The following is a 22,144-nucleotide window of genomic DNA, read 5'->3' on the forward strand; positions in this document are numbered from 1 at the left end:
TAAAACATTAATTCGGCTTTTTAAACCATACATTATTTTATTAACTGGAGGGATGCTCTATCTTGCTGCTGCTCAACTTGAAAAAGTAGAAACGACGGCAAAAGAACAATCACTATCAAATATTCGTATCGCAAGTTCCATCATCAATTCCAACATCGAAGCCACATTCGGCAAACTCTATTTTTTGGAAACCAGTTTAAGCTTATCTACATCAGGCCCCGTCGGTGAACAAAAATTCAGGGATATCAGTGACAATATTCTTAAGAGAACACCTAACTTCTCCGATATTGTTCAATACCAGCCTCAATCCCAACAATATATTTCAACTCGTGGCCTGCCTCTTTCCAATGAGCAGATCGATACCATCCAGTGGAATCCAATAGATAGTGTTGTAGAAGGTTTTTACATCTCTTCTATCTATCAAAAACCCGATGGTCGTTGGGTTTTCGCGATCAAACACACGACGGAAAAGTTGAACAAAGAAATATGGATTGAGTTTGACCTTTTGCATACCACACAAGGCCTGAGAGACTTAAAGACATTAGACCGTGGCTATGTATTTGTGGTTGATAGAGCAACCGAACGTCTGGTTTTCCATCCTGATCCGAAACGCATTGGCTCAAAATCCATCAGCTATCATGCAGGCATCAGCCACCAGCTCTCGCAAGGTGAAACCGTCGGCCAACACGAATACTACTATCAAGATAATTTCAAAATAACGGTATTTGATGCTGACAACAGCTTAAACTGGGTATTCGTCTCGGGCACTGATCGCCACGACATACTCACCAGCTCACACCAATTTACGCTAACTGGCGTAGTACTCGGGTCACTGCTTCTATTATGGATTGGCGCACACTACCTGGCTCACCGCTTGAACATGTCGTTATCTCAACTGAATAAAGTTGATGATCTCGCCAGCTTTAAACGAGAGTTAAAAGCCATATTCAATAGCTTTACCTATCAAAAAGGCATTCAATTCTGCCTTTATCAAGCAGAGAGCCATTCATTCAGTACTATCGATTATCATGGAAACAAATCAACGGTACATTCTGACAAAGCCCTTGCTGAGCGATTTGCTCCCGAGACCATGGTTTATCGAAGCAGCAAATACGCAGATCCATTGGCACGTAAACTCAAAATACTCCAACGCCACTACTGTATCCCTTTGCACTCTCGTAACCAGCTAATCGCGGTGATTTACGTCAATGCGCCCTTGCCGATCAGCCAAAGTATTTTACGTATGATCAAAGATTACACCGAAGTCTCGTTGTCTAACTTACTGCTCCACCATCAATTGAGCAGTAAAGATCTCATGACTCAGTTAGACAACAAAAGTAGTTTTAACATCGCGATCGACAACTACGCATGCGAACCCGATACCTATGTAGCTCTGCTCGATATCGATAACTTTGACCACGTAAATCGAGCTTACGGTGAAGCGATTGGCGACAAGATGATAAAGCTTGCCGCAGAAGCGATGCGTTCTTACTTTCCTAAGCCAAAAGGGCTTTGCCTTGCTCGAATTGGGGACAAGGAGTTCGCCGTTTTATTCAAAGCGAATGATGCGAAGGATGCCAAGCACCAATTGGAACAATGTCGAGTCAGCATCGCCGAGAAAACCATAGTCACTCCGGATATCACATTGTCACTCAGTATCAGCGTCGGGTTTTCGCAAATAGACGGCGAAACAGACTCTGCTTTAGCCCTTGCGGAACAAGCAAAGCTTATCGCACTACAACTTGGAAAGAATCGAGTAGAAGGTCACATTAGAGGCGTAGCCAAAGCGTCGTAGACATTAGCTAACACGCTCGTATCAAACCGATTGGTACGATACCGATAACAAAAAAGCACCTAGGATTAATCCCCTAGGTGCTTTTGTTTTTATGGAAAGTCATTACAATGCGCGTTCGATACAACAATACCCTTTTTTAACGATACGAGCCTTATGAAGCTAAGTAACCGACTGCAAACTCTCCACTCCCTTGTCAGTAATGACTACCAACATATTTGGGACTGTTGTTGTGATCACGGCTTCTTGGGTGTTCAGCTATTATCTGACCACAAAGCACCGCAGATTCATTTTGTCGATATTGTCCCTACTCTGATGAATGAGCTGGAAGGCAAGCTAACGCGTTACTTTCCCCAAGATAATTCAGACCAACAAGCGATGACCAGCCAATGGCAAGTCTACTGCTTGGATGTCGCAGCGATTCCATTAGAAAAGCACACCGGCAGACATCTGGTCATTATTGCGGGTGTGGGAGGCGATCTAACACAAAAGCTCGTCGACGATATTCATTGCAAGCATCCAGACAAAGCGATCGATTTTTTGCTTTGCCCTGTGCATCAACAATTCGAACTAAGAAGCCATTTAAAAGCACTCCAGTTCGGCCTTATTGATGAAGTGTTGATTGAAGAGAACCGTCGTTACTACGAGATTCTATTGGTTAGAAATAATCGATATGAAAATGAAAAAAGCTCGTTGCTGCCTGAGGTTTCAAATGTTGGCGACAAGATCTGGACTCCGAACTGTGAACAACAGAAGCAAGTATCACAGCAATACAAAGCCAAAACATTGCAGCACTACTTGCGCATCCACCAAGGACAAGAGAAGCAAGGCAAACCCAGTGAGGTTAAGCACATTATTGAGGCTTACCAAGCGATTTAGCACTCACTGATTCTTCATCTAACGTTGCCAGTAAAACGACTAGATTATAGTGAGCACTGACTTCACTGTTTGAGTAGACAAAGCCCCAACCAATAAAAAAGCCGACAGTTCAGTGAACTATCGGCTTTTTTGATGCTATTTGTTTGGTTTGATCTTACTGCTCTTGTTTCTTATAAGCCACATCAGGTTCATTAATCATTTCAACCTCAGAGGGCGTATCAACCGTATCAAGAGCATATACCGAGTCTAAGTATTGGTCTTTCTCTTTCCACGTGTTGTTCAACCAACTGTGGAAGCGACGTTTAAACGCTTTATCTTCAAAATAATTACCGTTCACGTTCTCATCCATTGGGTGCAGTTTAATACGCACCACCACCTTGGTCATTTTACCTTTCAGCATGTCTTCAAATGGAGAAGCCTGATTTTCTGGATAAGCCAGTGTGACATCAACGATACCATCTAAAATTGGGCCCATTGCCGATAGAGCAAACGCCACACCACCTGTTTTAGGTTTAAGTAGATGACGATACGGTGTTTTCGCTGTCGCCAGTTTTTCGTGGTTTGCACGAGTCCCTTCCACAAAATTCACCAAGGTTGTCGGGGCCCATTTGAACTTAGTACATGCCTTATTAATTGCATCGAAATCATCATTGCGACGCTCAGGGTTACGAATCAAAAACTCACGTGAGTGACGTCTCATGAAAGGCATATCCAAGCCCCAACAAGCCAAACCAACAAAAGGAACGTACAGCAATTCATGCTTAAGGAAGAACTTAGTCATTGGCATCTTGTCTTTCAAGATCGAAGACAAGATCACGATATCCGCCCAGCTCAGGTGATTCGACATCATCAAGTACCACTGTTTAGTCGAGATATCTTCCCCGCCTTCCACTTGCCACTCGATATCATTATTCACGTTCAACACCCAAAGATTGAGCGAAGCCCAACACCAGAATGTGAAGTTAGCTAAGCGAGTACATGACTTTTGCACAACAGGGATTGGAAGAATCAGTTTGATGAGGCCAAAAAAGCTCACGGTAAACGCAGTCATTGCGGTATTGATGGTCACGAACAATACGTTCAAGGCCATACGAAGATTATCAAGCATAAAACACGGCTATATTGAGATCGAAAGCCGCCATTATACTCATCTATAAAATATTCTCTTTAGTTATTGGTTCAATACCCAATGGGCAAATCACTACGGCTTATTAATCACAGGTATTAGAGGGAAAATGCAGGTACGAGTAACCAGAACAATCGATTAAGAAAATACTTGGTAAGCATTACGCCGTCTCATTTCCCAATGAATGCTTATCGTGTACATACTTATCTAGAAATAAACGAGCAGTACAACCTTGGTCACTATTATCCTTGAGTTCGAACTCCCAACCATAAGCACGACACAAACGCTTCACGATTAACAACCCCAATCCGTGCTCTGTTTCATTGGTCTGCATTAACCCTGAACCTGAATCTTCAACAGAGATCTCGTCAGAACGGATACTGATCTTGATGTAACCTTTCTCAGTAAAGCGGATTGCGTTGCTCACTAAGTTCTTGAGTATCATATTAAGTACTGCTACCGGGAAGTTAACCTGAGCCGATTCAGAAACGCTCAACTCGAAATGGACCTCTGGGTTCAGATTCTTAATGTACCCCGAGGGTTTGAGTTGATTTTCATCGACGCGCCACATCTCTGTCACCACGTTCGCGTTTTCTTGTTTCACAATGTTGAGTAAAATTTCCACGGTGGCTTGCATGTTTTCCGCTGCGATTAGAATTCGCTCTCGTTGTTTAGTTTGAAATTCAGGATCGTCTTTCATCGCTTGCAGGTTAGCCGCACCAAGCACAATAGCTATCGGGGTTTTTAGCTCATGACTGGCGTACTTAGCAAACATCATCTCCTGTTTAGACACTCGTTCCCGCATCTGCTTGTATTGATTGAGTTCATTGGTGAGTTGCTTAAGCTCATCAATACTATGCTTTGATACTGAAAATGTTTGGTTAACGCCAGAGTTGAGCTGTTCGCTCAGTTCCGTCACCGGCCTCATCAAACCATCAAACATTCGCTTAACCGAAAAATTCAGTATCAAAACCAGAAACAATACGAGCAACATCGAGATAGCCATCAATGCATCCCAGTTATCGTCACCAAAATCAATAGAACGCGCGCCTATCGTAAGGTAAAGCGGAACTGTATGACCTTTGAATTCAAAATTGACGTAGTAGATCAAGATCCCTTGATCAGAATATTTCCGATACCGAGTTACCTGCCCTTCTGAGTATGGTAGATCGGCTTGAAGTACCTCAGGTAGGTATTCAGGGTTAAAGTAAGCCGTAACAGAAGTGCTCATTTGAGCAACTGGATCTTGCACCAACTCATAGTGCTTTATAGCAATACGTTCGAAAGATTTAAGGTGTAATTCAATTTGAGTATCTTCAGCAATCACGAGACGAAATGAGAACGCGAGAAACACAATAAAGGATGTAGACAAAGCAATTTTGGCAAAGGTGGTGATCAAGCGTCTTTTTACCTGAGCAATATTGTTCGTTTTGGGCTTGTTAAACCATCTCATCAAATTCACAACCTTATTTGACTGAGTAATGCAAAGTTCATTGCAATAAAGATATCGAGCTACTTTTCAAGACGATAGCCAAACTTGGGTACCGTTTTTAGCATTGAATGCTTAAATGATTTATCCACAGTATTCCTTAATAGATAAATGTGGCTACGCAACACATCCTTATCGGGGATATCTTCCCCCCATAAAAGATGAATCAATGCATCACGAGAGACCACCTCTCCTTGGGCTTTGACCAATGCGTGCAGTATTTGATACATGATAGGTGTCGTGATCAACCTTTGCCCTGCACGACTAACTGCTTTCGTTTTTTCATCAATTTCAAGATCGCCAAACGTTAACTTGCCTGCTGTTACATTTCCTCTATAGCGCTTAATCAGGGCACTAAGTCGAACTTCGAGCTCCGGGAAGTTAAAAGGTTTACTGACAAAATCATCGACGCCATTCTCGAAACCTTTCAACAAATCTTCTTGCCCGTTTAAGGCCGTAAGCATCAGTACTGGTGTACTGCATCCGTTCTCGCGTAACTCTTTAGCTACCTGCATGCCGTCTTTCTTTGGCATCATCACATCGAGAATAATGGCATCAAACTCATTTTCTAACGCCAGCTTCAAGCCCAACTCTCCATTGTCAGCGAAATCGACCTCTGCGCCTTTCACTTCTAAAAAGTCGGCCAAAATACCCTGCAACTCGTCATTATCTTCAACGATTAAAATTTGTTTACCTGACAGCATCATCTACTCGCTCTATTGCGATTCACACTACTGAGATCATAATGAACCTAGGTCGAATTAATGTCGAATTTAACGATAAGCTACACCAATGAAATTCGACGTTGATCATCACACTTTCATATCCATTTTGACATAAACTCGACATTGACCATTTCATACTATCCCTATTGAAACATCGGGAATTGATTATGAAACCAATACTACTTGCTTGCCTATTAACTTATGCGGTAGCCATACCATCAGCACACGCTATTGATCTTATTGGACAAACCGTCAGCAAATCACCACTCAACGTCGTAGCCGAAGTCAGTGGAGTCGTGCAAGTTGCAAATCTAGACTCTGGAGACAGCGTTAAGAAAGGACAATTGATTGCAGCAGTAAAAACACAAGACTTCGACCTAGCTGTTGCAACCCAAACGGCAAACCTCGCTTTGGCTCAAGCCGACTTGCAGCTCAAACAATCTGTATACCAACGTTATGTTGAACTTCGCCAGAAAAATAGTCTCTCTCAGAATGAACTCGACATCGCCAATGCCGACTATTTGAGTGCTAAAGCAAAACTCACACTCGCAAAAATTGAATTGAGCAATGCAAAACAAGACTTAGCCGACACCTCTATCACATCAGACATCGAGGGCTTTGTGGTAAGCCGAAGTGCAGAAAATGGCGCTTGGGTAAATCAAGGCGACCCACTCTACAAGCTAGTGAATATCGACACCTTAACGGTGCGTTTGCTTGCTAGCGAATACGACATCAATGACCTTAACGTAGGGCAATCTATCGAGCTATGGGCTGAGGCTAATCCAGCAGCCAAAGTCATTGCCACAATTAATCGCATCGGTGTGGAAGTGGATAGCCAAACGATGGCCTACCCAGTAGAAATTGACATCAGTAATCCCGATCACGCACTCAAACCTGGAATGTCGATTCATGCATCGACCAAGGTTACTGCATTCGCGTTGAATCAATAGGAATCACTTATGCCATCAATTATCGCTTATTTTGCACAACGCAGCTTTCTGGCTCGAATCGTCACTATCATGGTACTGATGCTCGGCGCCGCTTCAATGTATACCCTTAAGTTACAAGAATATCCGGATGTTGCTTTTGAAACGGTCGAGATAGAAACTTCCTATCCGGGCGCAACAGCGCAAGACATTGAACTCAATATCACCAACCCCATCGAAAAAGAACTGCGCAGCGTACAGGGGCTGAATTACTTTTCCTCTCAATCCAGTGATGGCATCTCCTACATAGAGGCAGAACTACTGCCGGGTGAAGATGCCGCAAAGGTTCTGCGAGATATTCAGCAGGCCGTCGATCGCGTCAGTAATTTACCCAAAGATATCACTGCGCCACCTGTGGTCACTCAAAAGGTGACATCTTCTTTTGAAGTTCTCACCTTTGGGGTCAGCCTCAATGCTGCAGCAAAAAATGACGGTGCTAACCTTGAGATAGAAAGCTCAAGTTCTGAGAGCTTAATGTCAGAGAACTTGGTGTCAAAGAGCTTAGAACTAGAGAACAGTACACAAGCACAAAACCTTCAGCAATACGCATATCAACTAGAGAAACGAGTTAACGCAGTTCCAGGTGTGAGTAGCGTGAGCTTGTCTGGATACAACGAGCGTGAGTTTTGGGTAGAAATCGCACCAGAAAAAATCAGCCGTTACCAATTAACTTTTGACGAGGTTAGCCAAGCAATTAATCGACGTAACCTTTCTCAATCAGGAGGTGTAGTCGAATCTTGGGTCAATGAACAAAAGATTGTCACCATGACTCAAGTGCATAGTGCTCAAGAAATTGCAGATATCGTCATCAAAGCGCTGCCCAATGGTTCAGTCATCAAGGTTTCTGACGTCGCTACCGTTGAAGATACATTTGCGAGAGCATCACAGCTTGGCGTAATCAATGGTGAAGAAGCTGTACTGTTTTCGATAACCAACAGTGCCAGTGCCGACATCATAGCCACTGTAGACAACGTAAAAGCGCTATTGGAAAAAGAACAGGCTAAGGTTGATGGTCAATACCACTTCCAATACGGCTTGAACCTCGCCGACGATATGAATGACAAATTTTCAATTGTATCGACCAACGGTGCCATTGGCTTGGTGCTCGTGTTAGCCGTACTTAGTCTGATATTAAAGCGTCAGGTCGCATTCTGGGTTTCGATGTCGATCCCGTTTTGTATATTGGGTGTGATGATTGTATTGCCAGCTGTTGGGCTCAACCTCGACAGTATTACCCTCGCCGCTTTATTGCTGGTGATCGGCATAATCGTTGATGACTCGGTGATCGTCGCTGAAAGTATCTATCAAGAAAAAGAACAAGGTAAGACCGCTCTGCAAGCCGCCATTTCAGGTACTCAGAAAGTTATTAAACCAATTATCGCGAGCTTAACCACCACAGCACTCGTGTTCATTCCGATGTTCTTCATTCCGGGAACCATGGGTAAAGTGGTCGTGGTTATCCCAATAACCGTCATCGCTGCGTTACTGTTTTCATTGGCAGAATGTACATTCACGCTTCCTGCGCATTTAAGCGGTGCTCTAGAACCGAAAAAAAGCAAAAACGAGAACCATGATTCTTCAGAAAAAGACCGTTTTTCGGGTGTCAGCCGTACCTATAAAGCGTGGCTTACAAAGAGCATTCAATATAAGAAATCTGTGATTGCAGGAGCCTTGGTTGCCAGTGCTTTGTCTGCGGGCTTGGTTACCACACTTAAGCTCGATATTTTCCCAGCGGAAGCCGCCAAGTACATCGATATTTATACCGAGGTCGACCCTGGCACACCATTAGATAAAGTACGTGATGCGCATTTAGCGATAGAAGAAGCAATAGCCGCATTACCAAGTAATGAGAGAGTATCTTACAACCTCAGTTATGCGTCCCCTGTTAGTACAGGCTTGTTAATACTCACGAGTTACGAGCAGCGAGCACGTACCGCTGACCAAATCATTGTCGACTTGAACACGCAGCTTGCAGATATTCAACAAGACATGTTCGTTAAATTCTCTGTCGATGCAGGCGGACCTCCTCCGGGCGAACCCATTGAAATGCGAGTGTTAGGTGGTACTGAACAAGAACGTAACCATGCCGTCACTATCGCAAGCGAATGGCTATCGACACAGCATGGTATCGCTGGCGTGACCAATAATGAGGCCTTAAAAGATCCTCAACTGAGTATTGTTCCTCAATACGAATGGTTAGCAAAATACAACCTGACGGTGTCAGATTTAGCAACCACACTGCGCTTAGCCTTTGAGGGCGACTCAGTGACATCAACATGGCTAGGCGATCAAGAGGTCGATATTCGAGTCATTCTGGAAAAGGAATACCGTGATATCCAACGTTTGGCTACCACTAAGATCTTCACCCCTGATGGCCGCCAAGTGCCTCTTAGCCGCTTGGCGAAAGTCGAGCAAATTGAAGCACCACGTATGATTAAACACTACAACGCAGAACGTGAAGTCACCGTTACGGCGCAGATCACCGATGACACGGTCAGCTCCGTTGTTCTGTCGGATCAAATGTTGAGTGAACTTCAAGGCCAATATTCACAAAATGTCAGTATTGATATTGGTGGTGAAGCAGAAAGCACCAATGAAACCATGAGCGGTTTTTTGGTCGCGTTCCCAGCAGCAATGATAGCGATCTACTTTGTACTAGCAGTTATGTTCAACTCATTGGTTCAACCTTTACTGGTTATGGCGGTGATTCCGTTTGCGGTCATTGCTGCATTGATGGCTCTAGTGGTTCACATGCAAGCTTTGTCAATGTTTGCCTTAATCGGCGTGCTTGGTATGACAGGTGTGGTGGTTAACAACTCACTGGTGCTGATCAATCGAATTAATGAACTAAGAGCGGAAGGCCATCCCGTGGTAGAGGCCATCATAGAGGCATCAGTAAGCCGTTTACGACCGATCTTACTGACCTCAATCACAACGGTGGTGGGCTTGCTACCATTGGCTTACGGCTTAGGGGGTACCGATGTTTACATGGGGCCAATGTCATTAACGTTAGGTTACGGATTATTGTTCTCACTGCCAATCGTCCTATTCGTTATCCCTAGTTTATACGGCTTATGTTTCGCAAAATCACAACCTAAGGAGTCTTAGTTTACTCTTAATCAAGCCGCGCTTAGCAAATAGCGCGGCACTGAATCTACACCATTTTATTTTACTGCCTTGAGCGCCACGACTTTGAAGCAATTAAAGTAGTGGCGCTCTTTTTTTTTATCTATCACGATTAACTCCACTCCCCTGCTCTCTGCCGCTCTATTCTCTAAAAGTTTCATCCACCACGGACTTCGTGTCTTTATACTGTACAAACAAAAAAAACACCTGCGTGTCATTATGACTTTCAACTGGCCATGTCAATTTAACTCAAACATTCACAACACAAAGCAAAACAATCAGTATTGATAAGCATTCTCATTATTGGCATAGTACATGCAACTCCAAAAAGTAAGATAGTTGAGTATCCTTAATGAGATAACTTCTCTAAATAAAGGTAATGATATGACAGATATTCCTCATGGCTTAGTAACCGGAAAAGTCGTACACAAGACCGAATGGACAGAGCAACTGTTCTCGCTTCAAGTCAGTGCGCCAGTCTCGCCCTACCAAGCAGGGCAATTCACTAAGCTAGGACTACGTAACAGTGAAGGCGAGTTTGTTAGACGTGCTTACTCAATGGTGAATGCGCCAGAGCACGAACACGGGCATCAGTCGCTTGAGTTTTTAATTGTTAAGGATCAAAACGGTCAGCTCTCTCCTCAACTTCATCAATTGAAGGTAGGCGACGACATCTTTGTCGGTAAAGACCCAACTGGGTTCATGACATTAGAGGAGATCCCAGAGATCGCAGATGATCTATGGATGCTTTCAACCGGAACGGCCGTGGGCCCTTTTATCTCTATGCTCGAAAGCCTGTTGATAGAACAACAAGGCAAAGTAGATTTCAAAAAAACAGCGTCGTTCAACAACTTTGTGCTGGTTCACGCTGTAAGAACAGAGCAAGACCTCACGTATCAAGATCGAATCAATCAACTCGTTGAACACTTTCAGGGGAAACTTAAGTATGTGCCAATTATTTCTAGAGAATCAGTCACCGGAACTTTGCGCGGACGAATCCCAAGCTTGTTACTTGGAGGCGACCTTGAACGAGCCTCGTCTCTCGCTATCAACCAAAGACATAGTTTCTTCTATCTTTGCGGTAATCCCCAAATGGTTCGAGACACGAGCGAAGCACTAACATCATTGGGATTACAAAAACACTTACGTAAGAAGCCAGGTCAATTTAGTAGCGAGAACTATTGGTAACCACGGTCATCAATTCAATTGAAGCTAAAAGCTTGTATTCAAAATACAGACAGATAAGAGGTTGTATATGAGTCATTTACGTATCCCATCACATTGGAAAATTCAGCGCTCAACGCCATTTTTCACCAAAGACAACACACCAGCAGCATTGCTTAATCATCACAATACCGCTGAAGGTGTTTTTGGGCAGATCTGCGTAATGGAAGGCACCGTCACCTTCTATGGTTTTGCGGATGCAGACGCGACAGAACCAGAAAGCGTTATCACAATCGAAGCTGGGCAATTTGCCACCAGCCCACCTCAATATTGGCATCGAGTAGAACTGAGCGACGACGCACAATTCAACATTAACTTCTGGTCAGAAAAAGAGACCAAGAAGATGTTCAACACCCGAAAGTAAGATCCATTCAATATTGATGAACTTATAAGCAAGCTACTTCGTAGTGTGATTTTCGATGTTCAAAAAGTGATGATAGAAGACCAAATAACCATAGTAATTACAGTGACTAATGGTGATAGACAAGACAAAAAAACTCTAGCACACTGGACAAAGTTATTAGTTTTAATCCCGTTTCAGATAATGGATAAGTGGATTATTTATATTTTAGGTAAGAGAGGAAGCCATGCTCAACATTGCTTTTTTTAGCTCAAAATCATACGACGAAAAATCATTTGAACTTGCAAAAGGCGAACTCAATGCCGAGTTCCATTTTCACGATTTTCGACTCACAACAACAACAGCAAAAATGGCGCACGACAACGAAGTCGTTTGTGCGTTTGTAAACGACGACCTATCGCGAGATGTGCTAGAGATTCTAGCAAAAGGCGGCACTAAGCTGATTGCGATGCGCTGCGCGGGCTTTGATAAAGTCGACTTAGACGCAGCCAAAGAGTTTGGTCTGCAAGTGGTCCGTGTCCCTGCTTATTCTCCCGAGTCTGTAGCAGAACACACGGTCGGTATGATGATGTGTTTGAACCGCAAGTTACACAAAGCATACCAACGTACTCGTGACGCGAACTTCTCTCTTGAGGGACTAGTTGGCTTTAACTTCCACGGAAAAACCGTTGGTGTGATCGGCTCTGGAAAAATTGGCCTAGCGACCATGCGTATTCTGAAAGGTTTAGGCATGAACATCCTATGCTACGACCCGTACCCGAACCCATTGGCAAAAGAGCTGGGTGCTAAATACGTAGAACTCGACGAGCTTTACCAAGAATCTGACGTGATTTCTCTGCACTGCCCGATGAGCAAAGAGAACTATCACCTGTTGGATGCAACGGCATTTGGCAAAATGAAAGATGGTGTGATGATCGTCAACACCAGTCGCGGTGAGCTGCTTGATTCGACAGCCGCAATTGAAGCGCTCAAACAAAGCAAGATTGGTGCGCTTGGCCTTGATGTCTACGACAACGAGAAAGAGCTGTTCTTCCAAGATAAATCTAACGATGTGATTGTGGATGACGTATTCCGTCGCCTATCCGCTTGTCACAACGTATTGTTCACTGGTCACCAAGCCTTCTTAACTAAAGATGCTTTGTTCAACATCGCCAATACAACGCTAACCAGTGTTGATGCCTTCTTTACAGGCAACACCAGCGGCAACGAATTAGTCGAATAACGGGCTGAATTAATAGCAGACTGCTTTAATAACAGACCGTTTTAGTAACAGGTTTTTTAATAAAAGATCGTTTTCTAAAATATCAAGCCACGCTAGTCCTAAGTGAACAGCGTGGCTTTTTCGTTTATCTAGTATTCAAAAACAGCTCTAAACGCAGAAATGACAATCCTCGACATCCAAACCATAAACGCCTTTGCGAATAGCTAGATGCTCTGCACCAGCCTTCACGCCCATTTCATAACCTGCATTCAAGACAGTTTGATCCATGGTTAATCGCTTCACCGCAAACGCTTCTGGCGGCGCAATCACCTTGATGGTCGCATCTTTTGGAGGGTTACGAATGAACTCTAAAGATTGGTTGTAGTTTTCAGCACGTACCGCCATCGACTCAGCAATGTTTGGGAATTTCTTTAACAGCTTTTTCAGCATCCACTGATACTTCTGCGGTTTCATTCGGTAGCTAAGTGGGTGAGATAGAATCACAGTAATGTCACGTGCACCACGACGATAGGCTTCACGAACCGGAATTGAATCCGCGACACCACCATCGGTATAGCAACCACCCGAGAAACACGGTGTCTCACGGTAAGCGATAGGTAGCGCCGTTGTCGCTTCAACCACATTAGATAGGTTTTCTGGCTTGATATGATAATAATCCGCACTGCCAGTATCGACGTTGGTTACAGCAGCAATCAAGGGAACACTTGAGAACAGCTCACCGCAATCGAGTGGATAGCGTTGATTAGATTCATCCCACAACCACTTAACGTCGACCAAATTTCCCCCTTTGGCAAAGCGAGCAGGGTTAAAGAAGGTCTTGTCGGTTGCCATCGTGGTGATCACGTTGTAGCTACGCTTCGGAGCTTGAGATAAGTAACCAACAAGGTTCGACACACCCGCTGATACGCCAATAGCAAAATCATAAGGGCGGAAATCGTCTTGCATAAAGGCGTCTAACACTCCGGCAGCGAAGATGCCTCTCATTGCCCCACCTTCAACGATTAATGCGCTTTTACTCATCTCAAACTCTATTACTTTATAAACTGATAGCTGTAGGATAATCCCGTCCATTTAATAAAGATAATGGGATGTTTTTATCAATTTGATAGGTAAAAACTATCATTAGGTAATAGCCTAAGATTCAATAGCTTAATAGCTTAATTACTTATTTATTTGTTTATTTGTTTATTTGTTTATTTGTTTATTTAGAACAGGGATCAAAAAAGGCCATCGAGTGATTCACTCAACGGCCTTTCGATTAACTAATCAAGCTTATTGATTACGACTTGAATTCACTCACATCGATTTCAAGCAGTTTACCAATGCCTTCACCGTAAGCTGGATCGGCTTTGTAACAGTGTCTTAGGTGACGCAGTTGAATCTCTTTAGGCACGCCGCCTAGGTTACGCGCTGTGTTATCAAACAAAATTGCTTGTTTTTCTGGTGTCATCAAACGGAACAAGTCACCCGGTTGCGAGAAGTAATCTTCATCTTCGCGGTGGTCCCAGTGCGCTGCAGCACCATCTAGGTTCAATGCTGGCTCTGCAAAGTCTGGTTGCTCTGCCCATTGGCCTTCGTTGTTTGGCTCATAGCCTAGTGTGCTACCAAAGTTACCATCAACACGCATCGCACCATCACGGTGGTAACTGTGTACAGGGCAACGAGGCGCGTTCACTGGGATGTGCTGATGGTTGACACCTAAACGGTAACGTTGTGCATCACCGTAAGCAAACAAGCGACCTTGCAGCATCTTGTCTGGTGAGAAGCTGATACCCGGAACCACGTTTGCAGGGTTGAATGCCGACTGCTCAACTTCAGCGAAGAAGTTTTGTGGGTTGCGGTTCAATTCAAACTCACCCACTTCAATTAATGGGTAATCCGCATGTGGCCAAATCTTAGTCAAATCGAACGGGTTATAAGACACTTTCGCAGCATCCGCTTCTGGCATCACTTGTACTTTCAGTGTCCATTTAGGGAAATCTTGATTGTCGATGCTGTCTAGCAAATCGCGTTGGTGGCTTTCGCGATCATTACCGATCAATTGTCCGGCTTCTGCATCAGACAAGTTCTTAATACCTTGCTGAGATTTGAAGTGGAACTTAACCCAGAAACGTTCGTTGTCTGCGTTAATAAAGCTGAACGTGTGGCTACCAAAACCATGCATATGACGGTAAGTCGCAGGGATACCACGATCACTCATCACGATGGTGATTTGGTGAAGCGCTTCAGGTAGAGAGGTCCAGAAATCCCAGTTGTTCTTCGCGCTACGCATGTTGGTGCGCGGGTCGCGTTTCACTGCATGGTTTAGATCTGGGAATTTAAGAGGGTCACGTAAGAAGAACACGGGCGTGTTGTTACCCACCATGTCCCAGTTACCTTCTTCGGTATAGAACTTCAATGCAAAACCACGGATATCACGCTCTGCATCAGCCGCGCCACGCTCGCCCGCTACTGTCGTAAAACGAGCAAACAAGTCGGTTTTTTTGCCCACTTCAGAGAACAATTTTGCCTTGGTGTACTTTGTGATGTCGTGTGTAACGGTAAATGTACCGTAAGCGCCTGAACCTTTCGCGTGCATACGACGCTCTGGAATGACTTCGCGGTCGAAATGCGCCATTTTTTCTAAAAACCAAACATCTTGAAGCAGTTGAGGACCGCGTTTACCCGCAGTTTGAACATTCTGGTTATGAGCAACAGGACAACCCGCAGCTGTAGTTAGTTTTTTACTCATCATCAATTCCTTATTACCTTTTAGGTACAGCGTCTTTGCTGCACCTTCACTTCTGTATGGTGGTTATTCATCACACAAAACCACGCAGCAATTAAGGATATAGAATAAGCCTGACTCAAAGTAAAATATAATCGTTTGTAATTATCGTGATCATGGATAAAACCTATCAAATTAATGATCTAAATCATAATCATTTAATATTGATAGTAATATTTACAGTATAATAATCATAAGGTTAGATAACATTGCAATCAAAGTTTGAGTTCACTAACTCTTATAACAACTCACTGATTTTGCGATATTTTGTGACCTAACCGTAAAGTCGCTGCGATATTTCTTGCCGTTCTTGTTAAGTTAAGCTCCGCCTCTTGTAATACTTTTGCCAAAGTTTGTGGCGATCTTACCGTCCCGAATAAGCTGCTCATTTCACCGTAAAGCGCTTCTACTTCTGTTCCCAGTGACCCAGCAATACCTATCGTCGGAATACCTTGTAAGCTCGCACGTTTAGCGATGCCGTAAGGTGTTTTTCCTTGCAGAGTTTGATTGTCCATTTGACCTTCACCAGTAATCACAAGGTCGGCACCTTTCAACACGTCATCGGCTTGCAAAACATCGAGTACCATCTCAATGCCAGATTTAATTTGGATATTGAATAGCAAACCAAGCCCCATCGGCGTGCCACCAGCTGCGCCATAACCCACGCGCTTGTAAACAGGCTCATCGCCACCGAGATAACCTTGCGTTTCTGCAACTTGAGCGAAGTTCGCAAGCGCAGTATCAAGCATCACAACTTGGTCAGGTGTCGCTCCTTTTTGTGGGCCAAATATATAGCTGGCACCCTTATCGCCACACAATGGGTTATCAACATCACACGCCAAAATCAAATCGACATCAGCGCAGCGCAAATCTACGCCAGTAAGATCAATAGATGCTAAATCCGCTAATGCAGCCCCACCTCGGCCAAGCTCTTGTCCATTCCTATCTTGCCCTTTACTATCTAACAAGCGCCCACCTAGAGCTTGAACAATACCCGCACCACCATCATTGGTCGCACTGCCACCCAATCCAAGAATGATGGTTTGAGCACCCTGCTCTATAGCTTCTAATATCAGCTGTCCGGTACCAAAAGAAGAAGCAACCAAAGGATCACGCTGCTCTGGTGTCAATAAATCCAAACCAGATGCGGCAGCAATTTCAATCAATGCCGTTTTGTTGGGGTTACGATCGGATGGTTCAAGCATCGCCCATTCAGCACTAATCAATGCTCCCAATGGCCCTTGGACTTTATTTGTTCGCTTTTGTCCTGCTAAACCTTGTAGCAATACATCTACCGTACCTTCGCCACCATCGGCCAGAGGTAAAGTCACATAGTCAGCGTCAGGAAAGATTTCACGAAAGCCCTTTTCAATACACGCCGCCACCGATACCGCCGATAAAGATTCTTTAAACGAGTCTGGTGCAATAACAATTTTCATACTGATCGATCCAAAAGAAAATTAAGTTTTGTCAGTTGATTCTCATTCTATTTGCTCTAATAAAGCAAAAACAACCCTTCATAACCGCCAATCTCTATTTCACTCACATACTCACCAACGTTACCGTTAACATCAACAGGTTTCATTGGTACATCCAGTGTGACAGTGAGTTTTTCCGCTTCATAAAACTTCACGCTCTTACCGTGGAAGTCGGTTCGGTATAACACACGACCATTGCTGAACTCTCTCGCTAACACCATGTCCTCAGGACCACCAGCGACCACCTGATTTTCAGATTGATACATAAAGTACGTGAACGTCGGTAGAACGTGAGTCATGCCATCGGGTAGATCAGCATGCACCATTTCGTTCATCGAGGAATCGCCAACGATGGTGTAGTCAAAGGGCTGAGGTGTTGTTGTCGATAGCATCAAAGGGATAGGCTTAAAGCCTTGAGGGATTTGATGACTCGGCTCACCCAAATCAACGGCCAATAACGAACTTGGTTGGTAGGCGATGTTTTTAGGGACACCACTTTGCCAGAAAGTGTCAGCCGTCGTATTGCTACTTCCATAGACGTAACCATTATTCCACTGATTAAAGTAGCTATATTGAGCGTGTCGATTGAGGCGGTAGATCGCTAGAGTCGAGTATTGGTCTTGCTTCCAATTCTCTTCACTATTTCCAAGATACTGGACTCGCCCATAACGCGTTGTCGCCTGAAAAATAACACTTTGCCCATGAAAGGCGAGCGCAGAATTATCCCAGAATTTAGAGATTCCAGAGTAACCACTAAACCCAGTAGATGGAAAAATGTAGTGCTCTCGCAAATAAAGAGATCCCGCATCACTAAGATGAGACTGTCCATTTCGACCCAGCAGGTTTGCTGTACCAATGTTCAACCCAATAGACGCATCACTTTCTAATGCAGATAAATTTTTGAGAAAGGCTGAAAATTGTTGTTTATAGAGATCATCCGCTTGATTCGAACCCGCAACTGCTCCTAACTCTTGAACATGTCCGCCAGAATGAACATAAAACTGGTTCGCACCAATAAGCTTATTTGTGTCGTCGTTGTACGCACCATTCAAACCTTGGCGTGCCCAACTTTGCTTATAGTAGCGATGAATGGCAGATAAATAATCCGCGTTTGCGACGTTGGTTATCGCCCATGAAGAATTAGCGCTCCACATTCGACCGAATGGGATGACACGCGACTCCCAACGAAATCGAGCTGTGGCATTCTTATTGGTTCGATTTCGATACTCGCTTGGCGACAAGTAGTTATCGCCATTCAGGTCTGCAGACACGTCAAAGCCACGAATTTTTCGCCATTGGCTGATAGCATTGCCATCCGGAGTTGTGGTCGGAGCGTCGGTTAACTTAACGGTTGGAAAGCTGTTTTTGAGTTTTACTTCTTTTAACCGCGGCCTGTCGTCTGCGTTCTCACTTTGCCAACGAACTCTCACAACGTATAAACGGCCACCCTCTCTCAAAAAGGTTGAACCAAAATACTGGCCGCCACCATAACTCACCCCACTGCCATCATGAGTTGTGGCTCTTACCCAGTTACCCGGAAGGTTCCAGATCACCGATTGGTTTCTGGTCATATTGAGCGTTTTGTCTTTCTTTACATCGAGCCTTTCCCACTGTGAAACCCTTCCGTGAGAATCAATAGCCGTTGGGTATTCAATCCAGAATTCGCCGCTGCCAGCAAACTGTGAAAATTTAAAGGTTAGCCGTTCGAACTGCTCAGCATGATAGACATACAAAGCTCCGCCCTGTTCGAAGTTTTCAAACACATCGGCATCCCACGGAGGCTCTTGATACAGCCAAAAGCCAGCATGATCTTCACTGGCTGTATAGCCCAAGGTCATAGGCTTTCCACTTAAGAGAGTATTTTCACCGTGGGTGTTATCCACTTCGGCAATGACAGTATCTTCAGAAAAGTGCAGGAAATAGTCTTCGAAGTTGAGGCCTTCTAACTCAGCTTGGTTACGGAGATCGTTCTCCAACCAACCCGAGTTCATCGCCATGACTTGGTTGTACATATAGCCAATTGTTGTAGAGCGCTTATTGTCGGCTTTATCTGCATAAGAGCCAAATACGAGGTCACTGTTGGTAATTTCCCAATCAATGACATCGCGCTCAGACATTGAAAAACCGCTTAAATCGACGCCCTGTTGATGCAATCCGGGTAATACAATTGCAGTACCAGTAGCAAAAGACGTACTAGCGATCAGGTATGACGGAATCAGTGCTAGTAACCATAAAATGTAGGGGTTCTTCATTCAACCTTCCTAATCGATGCTATTGCTACTCAAAATACCTAATTTAAAATCAATAAATTACGCGTCAACTTAGGGAGCAATGTACGAAAAAGTATCGTCTAGAAAAGTTCATAGTTCAAGCGTTAAGCCAGCCGGTTCGACGAGCATTTCAGTATGCTATCGAATACCCGAATGAAGACGTTCTGAAACTATCGCCAGCTTAAGGGGGAAATCATGGCTTAAACCCTAAGGCCACTTGAGTTCGGGACGAAATGATTATGTTGGTCGCTATAAAAACCAAATGAGAGGGGGATAAGGCTTATTGTGTCAGTATAAAATCGATGAAAACCACCTACTGGTGCAAGTGGTTTTAATCAGGCATAAATTGCAGAAGTGTATAAATGTGCTTGAGTTGCTTTAGCTAGATTTTGTCTACCTTAACAACTTCATCGTTAAATTTAATATATTCCACATTGGTAATCTTGTCCGTTCCAATCGATTTACCAGAAATTTGTGTCACACCGCCAGCCAGTTTTTTAATCGAATAATCGTTTTTATTACCGTTTATTTTCAATACATCGGTACCATCAGAACCATCGAAAGTGTTATTGGCAGAGTTCCCCTCAAAATAATTATCCTGAGAATTTCCAAGTATATCTAAAGCCTCTGAACCTACGATTTTCAAATTTTTAATATATTGAGATTTAAAGGTGTACTTTTCTTTATCATCAGAAGAAATTTGGATCTTAAATGTATTATTTAAAGACGGATACGCATTTAAATACGTATTGACCTTTGCACTATCAATCCTTGCCGTATACTGATGGTATTCAGGTAAGAACTCTTTAACGATACCAAAACCAACCGCGTCACTAGGCAAAGTTTCTCGGGTAACGTAACGGTAGTTATCCATTCCTCCAAACTCTGAATTAAACCCACCATACATTCCGTAATACGTGTCTGCTAGTGCAGCAAAATACTCGTGAGAAAAGGTTTGCCCCATCTTATACTGCTCAGGCATTCCTAGGTCTTTACCTATATCGTCACCGCCCCAATCGCCATCCCATTGTTCTTCACGTTTTTCATCAAGAGTTGCGCCTGCTGCTTGTGGACTCCAAATAGAACTTTTAGCCACATAATCTTTACTAGGGTCTTTATCTTCGTAAACATATAGGCCTTTTAGGCTGTCATATTTATAATCTTTGAAGATACTCAAGCTATGTTCAGTTATTCTCTTCTGTAACCCGCCTTTATCCCCTTCACCAGTTAAGGGAGCGATACCTTGAGCTTGTGTTATATGAAGGATTTCTTCTATTGAAGCATCTCTTGTGCCTATAGAGGTGATTGAGTTATAGCCAGTGAAATACTCTGTCTCACCAACGTATGTCGTTTCGTTATAACCAAGCGCTTGGCTATGAACAAACCAACCATATTTTTTGAATAGATCATTATCTGAAGCTATCAGCTGCAGGTAGTTATCAGCTGTAGCTGAGGCAAGTTTAGGCTCACGCGCTTTCAACAACCTCAGTAGCTCTTGCTGAAGATTACCAATATCACCTTCTGACGATGCCATAAGAAGCGTACCCTGACGCTGACTTATCGATTTAAAGACATCAAGCTTACTCAGTTCTGTATTCGCTCCATTTTCGGACAAAAGAGAAGTCCACACACCAATGGCTTGACGCAGATCCTCATCACTGCCTTTTGTCGCAAGAATGGTAATACTAATACTTGAATCTGAGCGAAGCGGTATTTTAATAAAGTAATCAAAACCCGCATCTTTCGCTATCTGGTAGTTACTTGGGAATACCGTATTAAAAGCACTATCGACATTGTAATTGGTAATCAAACTCGATTCGATTGGCAAGGTATATCCGGGAGGAGGGGTAGGCTTAGGAGTGGTGGCGGCGGTACTCTTACTATCGCTACCACATGCTGAAAGCAAAGGTAAAATTGCGAGTATTGTTAGGGTAATTTTATTTTTATTCATTTAAACACCATGGAAATGTAAGTGCACCCACACACATAGCTGAGGCAACTGATTGTATTCTTTCTATAAATCATAAAAATACTTTCACTTCAATTAGCGCTACTTATATACGTGACATCCATTCGCCTCAATTATATTTACACCAAAGTAGAGTTAATTCATAAGCTTAAAAAACCAAATATTGTTAGTAATAGGTTAATCAAAATCAATTGATTCCGGTTCTTTTCCTATGGATACAAAACCAATTTGACCTCCTTATTATTCACGTTTCCTAAACGCTCCAGTAAACGCTCTCCTTGCATATTTACAACCTTTTGTTCCACTTGCCTTGATGGTCACGATCGCAGTTTTCTTGTGTATCGTAGCTAACATGCTTATCGATATTCTTCAATGTAATCCCAACCTGACTAAACACCTTTAGGATATTAACAGAGACACTCTGCTGACCTTCGCCATTTAGAAAATTCGTTCTATTCTGATTGGTATCGAATACGCAAACGATTTTTAAGCTTTGCGGAAAAGAAGAGAAATTGACCGTATGAGTCACCCAAAGAAAACCATCGTAGCTTTTCAACGTGTCTTCACAAATGTCAGTTAACACGTCTCTGATCTGGTTTTCGATCTTCTTATCTGATTTACGCATGAAGTAAGCATCCTATTTAACACCTTAAAAAATAAGGTTTTTCAGTCAATATTGTCTTAACCGACATTGGACACTGTGGCGGTTTCAAATGCAAAGTATTTGTGG

General features: G+C 43.5%; 16 protein-coding genes. 7 read left to right on the forward strand and 9 right to left on the reverse strand.

All coding sequences use genetic code 11. The annotated features are described in order from the left end of the window. The first annotated feature begins 52 nt into the window (after positions 1–52). Positions 53–1,795, forward strand: a complete 1,743-nt coding sequence (locus OCV44_RS16615; RefSeq protein ID WP_139683741.1) for a sensor domain-containing diguanylate cyclase — start codon at positions 53–55, stop codon at positions 1,793–1,795. Positions 1,796–1,948: 153 nt separating this feature from the next. Next, positions 1,949–2,671: a tRNA (adenine(22)-N(1))-methyltransferase gene (locus OCV44_RS16620; protein ID WP_139683740.1), complete on the forward strand. Its 723-nt coding sequence runs from the start codon at positions 1,949–1,951 to the stop codon at positions 2,669–2,671. Between the two features lie 154 nt (positions 2,672–2,825). Here the strand turns inward: OCV44_RS16620 and OCV44_RS16625 are convergent, their stop codons facing one another. From OCV44_RS16625 to OCV44_RS16635, 3 genes are all read right to left on the reverse strand, one after another. Continuing rightward, positions 2,826–3,779: an acyltransferase gene (locus tag OCV44_RS16625; RefSeq protein ID WP_139683739.1), complete on the reverse strand. Its 954-nt coding sequence runs from the start codon at positions 3,777–3,779 to the stop codon at positions 2,826–2,828. A 178-nt stretch (positions 3,780–3,957) separates the two neighbouring features. Then, positions 3,958–5,250, reverse strand: coding sequence for a sensor histidine kinase (locus OCV44_RS16630; protein WP_139683738.1), 1,293 nt, complete (start codon positions 5,248–5,250; stop codon positions 3,958–3,960). Positions 5,251–5,309: 59 nt separating this feature from the next. Continuing rightward, positions 5,310–5,990 carry a response regulator transcription factor gene (locus tag OCV44_RS16635; protein WP_139683777.1) on the reverse strand — a complete coding sequence of 227 codons (681 nt, stop codon included), beginning with the start codon at positions 5,988–5,990 and terminating at the stop codon, positions 5,310–5,312. A 188-nt stretch (positions 5,991–6,178) separates the two neighbouring features. On the opposite strand from OCV44_RS16635, the gene OCV44_RS16640 reads away from it, so the two are divergent. From OCV44_RS16640 to OCV44_RS16660, 5 genes are all read left to right on the forward strand, one after another. Beyond that, on the forward strand, positions 6,179–6,961 hold the full coding sequence (locus OCV44_RS16640) for an efflux RND transporter periplasmic adaptor subunit (protein WP_139683737.1): 783 nt from the start codon (positions 6,179–6,181) through the stop codon (positions 6,959–6,961). Between the two features lie 9 nt (positions 6,962–6,970). Beyond that, positions 6,971–10,105: an efflux RND transporter permease subunit gene (locus OCV44_RS16645; protein WP_139683736.1), complete on the forward strand. Its 3,135-nt coding sequence runs from the start codon at positions 6,971–6,973 to the stop codon at positions 10,103–10,105. Between the two features lie 402 nt (positions 10,106–10,507). Further along, positions 10,508–11,311, forward strand: a complete 804-nt coding sequence (locus OCV44_RS16650) for a ferredoxin--NADP reductase (protein ID WP_139683735.1) — start codon at positions 10,508–10,510, stop codon at positions 11,309–11,311. A gap of 67 nt (positions 11,312–11,378) precedes the next feature. Next, entirely contained in the window at positions 11,379–11,711 is a 333-nt protein-coding gene (locus OCV44_RS16655) for a DUF1971 domain-containing protein (protein WP_139683734.1), read from the forward strand. Positions 11,712–11,934: 223 nt separating this feature from the next. After that, positions 11,935–12,930 carry a 2-hydroxyacid dehydrogenase gene (locus tag OCV44_RS16660; RefSeq protein WP_139683733.1) on the forward strand — a complete coding sequence of 332 codons (996 nt, stop codon included), beginning with the start codon at positions 11,935–11,937 and terminating at the stop codon, positions 12,928–12,930. Positions 12,931–13,077: 147 nt separating this feature from the next. Here the strand turns inward: OCV44_RS16660 and OCV44_RS16665 are convergent, their stop codons facing one another. From OCV44_RS16665 to OCV44_RS16690, 6 genes are all read right to left on the reverse strand, one after another. Then, positions 13,078–13,950: a patatin-like phospholipase family protein gene (locus tag OCV44_RS16665; RefSeq protein WP_139683732.1), complete on the reverse strand. Its 873-nt coding sequence runs from the start codon at positions 13,948–13,950 to the stop codon at positions 13,078–13,080. Positions 13,951–14,209: 259 nt separating this feature from the next. Then, complete coding sequence (locus tag OCV44_RS16670) at positions 14,210–15,661, reverse strand: catalase (protein WP_139683731.1); 1,452 nt, start codon at positions 15,659–15,661, stop codon at positions 14,210–14,212. A gap of 284 nt (positions 15,662–15,945) precedes the next feature. Continuing rightward, a complete protein-coding gene (locus OCV44_RS16675; RefSeq protein WP_139683730.1) occupies positions 15,946–17,136 on the reverse strand; it encodes a glycerate kinase in 1,191 nt (396 codons plus the stop codon). 56 nt (positions 17,137–17,192) lie between these two features. Further along, positions 17,193–19,427, reverse strand: a complete 2,235-nt coding sequence (locus OCV44_RS16680) for a hypothetical protein (RefSeq protein WP_139683729.1) — start codon at positions 19,425–19,427, stop codon at positions 17,193–17,195. Between the two features lie 400 nt (positions 19,428–19,827). Continuing rightward, on the reverse strand, positions 19,828–21,396 hold the full coding sequence (locus tag OCV44_RS16685) for a hypothetical protein (RefSeq protein WP_139683728.1): 1,569 nt from the start codon (positions 21,394–21,396) through the stop codon (positions 19,828–19,830). 304 nt (positions 21,397–21,700) lie between these two features. Beyond that, the gene (locus OCV44_RS16690; protein ID WP_139683727.1) at positions 21,701–22,039 is read right to left on the reverse strand and encodes a Fis family transcriptional regulator; all 339 of its coding nucleotides are present in this window, start codon (positions 22,037–22,039) and stop codon (positions 21,701–21,703) included. Positions 22,040–22,144: the final 105 nt, after the last annotated feature.

This window comes from Vibrio tasmaniensis, from assembly GCF_024347635.1.
GTDB classification, from domain to species: Bacteria; Pseudomonadota; Gammaproteobacteria; order Enterobacterales; family Vibrionaceae; genus Vibrio; species Vibrio tasmaniensis.